This window comes from Streptomyces sp. NPDC054956, assembly GCF_053609185.1.
On sequence record NZ_JBSGXB010000372.1, the window covers coordinates 1 to 6,551 of the forward strand.

General features: G+C 73.5%; 7 protein-coding genes. 3 read left to right on the plus strand and 4 right to left on the minus strand.

The annotated features are described in order from the left end of the window. Window positions 1–447, minus strand: a 447-nt coding sequence (locus tag ACWGDE_RS34320; RefSeq protein ID WP_453392970.1) for a GntR family transcriptional regulator, incomplete at its 3' end; no start/stop codon positions are given. Here ACWGDE_RS34320 and ACWGDE_RS34325 point away from each other — a divergent pair. Further along, window positions 446–1,435, plus strand: a complete 990-nt coding sequence (locus tag ACWGDE_RS34325) for a DMT family transporter (RefSeq protein WP_453392971.1) — start codon at window positions 446–448, stop codon at window positions 1,433–1,435. The genes ACWGDE_RS34320 and ACWGDE_RS34325 overlap by 2 nt on opposite strands. A 74-nt stretch (window positions 1,436–1,509) precedes the next feature. Next, window positions 1,510–1,707: a DUF1918 domain-containing protein gene (locus ACWGDE_RS34330; protein WP_453392972.1), complete on the plus strand. Its 198-nt coding sequence runs from the start codon at window positions 1,510–1,512 to the stop codon at window positions 1,705–1,707. 22 nt (window positions 1,708–1,729) lie between these two features. On the opposite strand, the gene ACWGDE_RS34335 is transcribed toward ACWGDE_RS34330, so the two are convergent. Then, window positions 1,730–3,034, minus strand: coding sequence for a glycoside hydrolase family 10 protein (locus ACWGDE_RS34335; RefSeq protein WP_453392973.1), 1,305 nt, complete (start codon window positions 3,032–3,034; stop codon window positions 1,730–1,732). Window positions 3,035–3,189: 155 nt separating this feature from the next. Here ACWGDE_RS34335 and ACWGDE_RS34340 point away from each other — a divergent pair, with 155 nt between their 5' ends. Beyond that, window positions 3,190–4,083: a 3-hydroxybutyryl-CoA dehydrogenase gene (locus ACWGDE_RS34340; RefSeq protein WP_453392974.1), complete on the plus strand. Its 894-nt coding sequence runs from the start codon at window positions 3,190–3,192 to the stop codon at window positions 4,081–4,083. A gap of 31 nt (window positions 4,084–4,114) precedes the next feature. Here ACWGDE_RS34340 and ACWGDE_RS34345 read toward each other — a convergent pair whose 3' ends face one another. Together ACWGDE_RS34345 and ACWGDE_RS34350 are read right to left on the minus strand one after the other, a co-directional pair. Then, window positions 4,115–4,645, minus strand: a complete 531-nt coding sequence (locus ACWGDE_RS34345) for an NUDIX hydrolase (protein ID WP_453392975.1) — start codon at window positions 4,643–4,645, stop codon at window positions 4,115–4,117. 53 nt (window positions 4,646–4,698) lie between these two features. Beyond that, window positions 4,699–6,036, minus strand: a complete 1,338-nt coding sequence (locus ACWGDE_RS34350) for a transcriptional regulator (RefSeq protein ID WP_453392976.1) — start codon at window positions 6,034–6,036, stop codon at window positions 4,699–4,701. Between the last annotated feature and the right edge of the window lie 515 nt (window positions 6,037–6,551).

Sequence of the window (6,551 nt, forward strand, 5' to 3'; positions counted from 1 at the left end):
CCCCCACACTCCGGGGCGCCGTCCGGCGCGGGCGAGGGCGGCCGCCATGGCCCGCTCGGGCTGGAGCGCGGGATGCAGGTAGCCGCTGTGGAGTTCGATGACCCCGGCCGGCGGGGCCGCGAGGGTGACCAGTACCCCGGAGGCGTCGACGGAGCGCGGGACGATCTCGTCGGCCCCCTCCGCGCTGAGGGCGACGGCCTGCCAGGAGGTGTCGCCGGGCGCGGGGGAAGGCGTACGGGGCCTGGCGCGGAAGGCCCCGGCTCCGGGGCGGGTGACCACGAGGCCTTCGGCGGACAGCTGGGCCAGGGCCCTGGAAACGGTGACGGGGCTGACCCGGAAGCGTTCGACCAGGGCCCGGCTGGAGGGGAGCTTTCCATCCAGCGGGTAGCGGTTCAACTCCGACCGCAGGCATTCCGCCAGTTCCGCCACACTGCTACGCTCATACATGACAGCAAAGAATAGCGCTACTCCAGTCTCCGCGATAGCAGTTGAGGATGCGACCGGAGACGCGGCAGCGGTCCGGGACGCGATGCGGAGCCCGGCATCGACCCCCGCGCCGGCCGGCGCGCGGGTGCGCCGGTTCGGCGGCGGCACCGCCCTCGCCTGTGCCGGTGTCGTGGCCTTCTCGCTGACCTTCCCCTCCACCGCCTGGGGCCTGGAGAGCTTCGGCCCCTGGTCGCTGTTCACCCTGCGCTGCGTCCTCGCGGGCCTGACCGCCGGCGTCTGCCTGCTGGCGGGGCGCGTACCGCTCCCCGACCGCGCCCACTGGGCGGGCCTCGCGGTCGTCGCGGGCGGTGTGGTCATCGGCTTCCCGCTGCTCACCACCCTGGCGCTGCAGACCTCCACCACCTCGCACGCCGCCGTCGTGGTCGGCCTGCTGCCGCTGACCACCGCCGTCGTGTCCTCGCTGCGCACGGGCGCCCGGCCGCCGCGCCGGTTCTGGGCGGCCGCCGTCTCCGGGGCCGTGATCGTCCTCGGCTTCACCCTGGCCCAGAGCGGCGGTTCGCTCTCCTTCGGCGACGCCCTGCTCTTCTGCGCCCTGCTCGTGTGCGCGGCCGGGTACACCGAGGGCGGACGTCTGGCCCGGGTCATGCCCGGCTGGCAGGTGATCGGCTGGGCGCTGGTGCTGTGTCTGCCGCTGGGGCTGGCCGGCTCCGCGATCGGGCTCTCGCACGAGCCCGTCCACCTCACCTGGCACGGACTGGCCGGGCTCGCCTGGGTGGCCATCGGCTCCACCTTCCTCGGCCTGTACGTCTGGTACCGGGGCATGGCGGAGATCGGCGCGGCCCGCGCGAGCCAGCTCCAGCTCGCGCAGCCGCTGCTGACCATGGTGTGGTCGGTGGCCCTGCTCGGCGAGCGGCTGTCCCCCGCCGCACCCGTCGCCGCCTGCGCGGTTCTCGTCTGCATCGCCGCGACCCAGCGGGCCAAGCAGTGACCCGACGGGTCAAATGATGGCGGAACGACCTAAACTGCTAGCACCGGATCGGACCGCCACCGAGGAGGTCAGCTATGCGCGCGACCGAGGGCGACCAGCTGGTTCAGCACGGCAGGATCGTGGGCCAGCACGACAAGGTCGGTGAGATCACCCAGGTGCTCGGGGAGAACGGCACCCCTCCCTACCGGGTCCGCTTCACGGACGGGCACGAGGCCGTCATGTCCCCCGGCCCGGACTGCGTGGTGAAGCACCCGGCCGAACACGAGCACTGAACCGGTCCGGCGTTTCGCCGGTTCAGCGCGGCGGCGCCACGGCCGGGTAGTGGTCGGCGACCACCCTGGCCATCGCCCCGTTGGGGTCCGCGACCACCTGCTTCGCCGAGAAGTAGGCGTGGCCGCGGACCTCCGGGTAGCCGCGGGCGAAGCGGACGTGCCGCGACAGCTCCCGCGGATCGCGCCAGGCCGCGGTGGAGCTCTCCGGATCGCAGCGGTACAGCGCCTCGCCCACGTAGAGCTGGACCTCGGTGCCCGCGACGGTCCGCGCCCACCAGGGGACGATGGCCGCGTAGTCGGCGGTCGGATGGCCGATCTGCCAGTAGGCCTGCGGCGCGATGTAGTCGATCCAGCCCTCGCGCACCCACTTGCGGGTGTCCGCGTACAGGTCGTCGTACGTGGCGATGCCCGCCCGCGTCGGCGAACCGAGCGGGTCCCTGTCGGAGTTGCGCCAGACGGCGAAGGGGCTGATGCCGAAGCGCACCGACGGGCGCAGCGCCCGTAGCCGCCCGGACATCTCGTGGACCAGCGTGTCGGTGTTGTGCCGGCGCCAGTCGGCGCGGGTGGCGAAGGACCGGCCGTACTTCTCGTACGCGGCGTCGTCGTCGAAGTCCCGGCCCTCGACGGGGTACGGGTAGAAGTAGTCGTCCCAGTGGACCCCGTCGACGGGGTAGCGGGCGACGGCGTCGAGCATGGCGTCCTGCACGAAGCGCCGTACCTCCGGCAGACCGGGGTTGTAGTAGAGCTTGCCTCCGTAGGCGACGGTCCAGCCCCGGTTGCGGCGCGCCGGGTGCTCGGGGACGAGCAGGCTCCGGTCGGTGTGGTTGGCCACCCGGTACGGGTTGAACCAGGCGTGCAGTTCCAGCCCGCGGGCGTGCGCTTCGGCGACGGCCGTGCCGAGCGGGTCCCAGCCGGGGTCGACGCCCTGTTCCCCGGTCAGCCACTGGGACCAGGGCTCGCGCGCCGAGGGCCACATGGCGTCGGCGGTGGGCCGGACCTGGAGGATCACGGCGTTGAGCCGGCGGGCCACGGCCGTGTCGAGGAGCCCGAGGAGTTCGGCGCGCTGCTCGGCGGCGGACAGCCCGCTCTCGGAGGGCCAGTCCACGTTCTGCACGGAGGCGGTCCACATGCCGCGGAAATCCGCCGCGACCGCCTTCGGAGCCCGCGGTGTCCGCGAGGCCTCCGCTGCCCGGGGTGCCTGCGCCTCGCGGTCCGCCCGTGCCGGGGCCGCCGTCGCCGCCGCGGCCAGCACCCCGGCCGCGCCGGCCAGCATCTCCCTTCTCCCGATGGCGCGCCTCCCGATGACCCGCCTCCCGATGTACGTCATGTGACGACTCCGTTCCGCTCCGTGACATTGCCTCGTGTCCGCCCAGCATGCCCGCCCCGGCCCGCCGCGCCGGGCAAGGACGGGGGTAACGTCGGGGGGCGTGGCGGGCGCCGGAACGCAGTTACCACTGCACGAGTACGGGGGACCCGCGATGGATGAGCAGCGAAAGGCACGATGTGACGGACCTCCCAGACGACATCGCACGCGTCGGCGTAGTGGGCTGTGGCCAGATGGGCGCGGGCATCGCGGAGGTGTTCGCCCGCAGCGGTCTTGAGGTGATGGTCGCCGAGACCACCGGCGAAGCCCTCGAACTCGGGCGCACCCGCCTGCACACCTCGCTGACGAGGGCCGCCGAACGCGGCAAGATCAGCGAGGAGGAGCGGGACGCGACCCTGGCCCGCCTGTCGTTCACCACCGACCTCGGCGAGTTCGCCGACCGCGACCTCGTCATCGAGGCGGTCGTCGAGAACGAGCAGGTCAAGACGGAGATCTTCCAGGTCCTCGACCAGGTGATCACCCGCCCGGACGCGATCCTCGCCTCCAACACCTCCTCGATCCCGCTGGTCAAGCTGGCCGTCGCGACCTCGCGGCCCGACCAGGTCATCGGCATCCACTTCTTCAACCCGGCCCCGGTGCAGCAGCTCGTCGAGCTGATCCCGGCGCTGACCACCGGCGACGAGACGATCAAGCGGGCCGAGGCCCTGGTCGGGGGCGTGCTGGGCAAGCACGCGATCCGCGCCCAGGACCGTTCCGGCTTCGTCGTCAACGCGCTCCTGATCCCGTACCTGCTGTCCGCGATCCGGATGTTCGAATCGGGCATCGCGAGCCGCGAGGACATCGACAACGGCATGGAGCTGGGCTGCGCCCACCCGATGGGCCCGCTGAAGCTCGCGGACCTCATCGGTCTGGACACGGTGGCCTCGGTGGCCGACTCGATGTACGCGGAGTTCAAGGAGCCCCTGTACGCGGCTCCCCCGCTGCTCCAGCGGATGGTCGACGCCGGCCGCCTCGGCCGCAAGACCGGCTCGGGCTTCTACCCGTACAGCTGACGGTCCCCGGACCGGACGACCGGCGGCCGGCTCAGCCGAGCCGCAGGTGGTGCAACAGCAGCAGCCCGGCCGCCATGTTGGCGGCCGGGACCTCGCCGCGCGCGATCATGTCGGGCACCAGCTTGAGCGGTACCCACTCGCGGCGCGAGGACTCGAAGTCGTCCTCGGGGTGCCCGACGTACGTGGCCCCGTCCGCCCAGTAGAGGTGGTGGCGGGCGTCGGTCAGCCCGTTGGACGGCTCGACGGTCATCAGGTGGTGCAGGGGTCCGGGCCGCCAGCCCGACTCCTCCTCCATCTCCCGGGCGGCGGCGACCTCCAGCGACTCCCCGTCCTCGACCACCCCGGCGGGCAGCTCCCAGCCCCAGCTGTCGGTGATGAAGCGGTGGCGCCACAGCAGCAGCACCTCGTTGGCCTCGTTGACGGCCGTGGCCACGGCGACCGGGCGCAGCCGGATGACGAAGTGGTCCAGGTGCCGGCCGTCGGGGAGCTCCACGTCGGCGAGATTCACATCGAACCAGCGGTTCGCGTACACGGTCTGCTCACTCAAGTTCGTCCACTGCACGGTTGTGCCACCTTCCGATCGAGTAGGTGGCAACATGGCAGCAGTTCAAGCCCTCACAGGGGAACGCGCAGCGCCCCGTCGATGAGCTCCGCGGTCTCCTCCGCGCCCGAACATCCGCTGGTCAGCAGCTGTTCCCGGACCGCCCTGAGCCGGTCCCGCAGCCGCAGCGACTCCATCCCCCGGGCCCGCTCGGCCATTTCGGCCGCCGCCGCCACTGCCTGGTCGGCCTCGCCCTGACGCAGCTGGATCTCGCACAGCATCGCGAGGCGGTGCACCCGGCCCCGGTCGTGCGCGGGGGTTCCGACCGCGGCCGCCGCCTGCTCGTGGGCCGCCCGCAGATCGCCGATCCCCAACAGCGCCTCGGCCACCTGTACGTTGACCAGCCCGGGCTGTACGTACCCCGTCTCGTCCGGCTCCGTACCCGGCGTGATCCGCTCGGCGGCCGCCTCGGCATGGCGGATGCAGGCCAACGCTGCGGTGGTGTCGCCGAGTTGGGCGTAGGCCTTGGCCTGCATGGCGTACAGATCGGCGGCCAGCGCCGGGGTGGTGTGCCGGCCCGCCGCGCGCAGGGCCGCCTCGGCGAAGGCGACGGCCTGGCGGAACTCCCGCAGGTGCAGGCACTGGTTGACGATCAGCGCGATCACGTAGGCCCCGAGCCCTCGGTCCCCGCTCGCCTTGGCCAGCCGCAGGGCCTGGTGGAAGTAGCGCTGGGCCAGCCCGTGCGCGTCCGAGTCGTACGCGCAGATCCCCGCCACCGCCACCAGGGAGCCGCCGGCCCGGTAGAGGCTGCGGCCGAGGTCGTCGGAGTAGCTCCCGCGCAGCATCGGGGCGGTCTCGGTGCCGAGGAAGCGCACGATCCGGTCGCGGGTCGCGACTCCGCCCGCGCGGCGGTACATCAGCTCGTAGTGCGCGCGTGCGGCCCGCAGGATCTCGATGTGCTCGGGGCCCACCCGGGTCGGGCCGTCGCGGGAGACGTCGGCGTCCTCCGGCGGGTTCTCCCACTCCCACACCGGGATCACGGCGGGCGTACCGGTCAGGGCCCCGGCGGCGAGGCACTGGCGGCCGTGGCCGTCGGAGCGCCACAGGGCGGCCGCGCGGTCCACGAAGCCGCTGAGCGGGGATCCGTCCGGGTCGGCGGGCTGCCCGGGCACCCCGAAGCCCACGTCGTCCAGCGAGAGCGAGCGCCGCAGCCGGCCCCCGATCACCTCGCAGATCAGGTCCGGGACCTGGCCCCGGGGGCGCTGGCCCTTCAACCACCGGGCGACGGCGGTGTGTTCGTAGCGCAAGGCCAGTCCGCGGGAGCGGCCCGCCTGGTTCACGTGCGCGGCGAGTCCTGCGTGGGACATGCCCGCCTCGGCGAGGAGGGCGTCGAGCAGGGCATTGGGCTGCATGGGCCGCTCCAAGGGCTCGTCGCTGTCAGCGTAGTGGGTGCGCGGTTCACACGGGGTGTGAACCGAGTACGCGCATAAATGCGATACGCACCCTGCCGTCGGGGGCCGTGCGGGCGCTTCACTTAAGGGCCTCGCCAAGAGGTAGCTCGGGTCGTCGGCTCCCCCTCGTACAGTGCGACGACCCGTCAACCGCGCCGCCCGTCCTGCTGTCTGCCCGACACTCCACGGCAGGCGGGCGGCGCGCTTCGGCTCCGCCGGGTCCTGGTTGGTCGCCGGGCCCCGGCCGAGCCGGACCGAGCGCGCGCCGGGCCCACCCACCGGGCCCGGCCCGCGTGGTCCCCCTCGACTCCGCCCGACGCGGCGCCCTGCCGGCCCGCCCGGCGCGGTTCCCCGGCGCGGACGCCCGCGACCCAGGCCCCGGGGCCGGCGCCCCCCCCCCCCCCCCGGGGGGGGGGGGCGCCCCCCCCCCCCCCCGCCCCAACACGGGGGGCCCCCCCCCCCCCCACCCTGGGCGG

Coding starts and splice junctions, on each gene's coding strand:
- ACWGDE_RS34325 (WP_453392971.1), top strand. CDS start 446: ATGACAGCAAAGAATAGCGCTACTCCAGTCTCCGCGATAGCAGTTGAG.
- ACWGDE_RS34330 (WP_453392972.1), top strand. CDS start 1,510: ATGCGCGCGACCGAGGGCGACCAGCTGGTTCAGCACGGCAGGATCGTG.
- ACWGDE_RS34335 (WP_453392973.1), bottom strand. CDS start 3,034: ATGACGTACATCGGGAGGCGGGTCATCGGGAGGCGCGCCATCGGGAGA.
- ACWGDE_RS34340 (WP_453392974.1), top strand. CDS start 3,190: ATGAGCAGCGAAAGGCACGATGTGACGGACCTCCCAGACGACATCGCA.
- ACWGDE_RS34350 (WP_453392976.1), bottom strand. CDS start 6,036: ATGCAGCCCAATGCCCTGCTCGACGCCCTCCTCGCCGAGGCGGGCATG.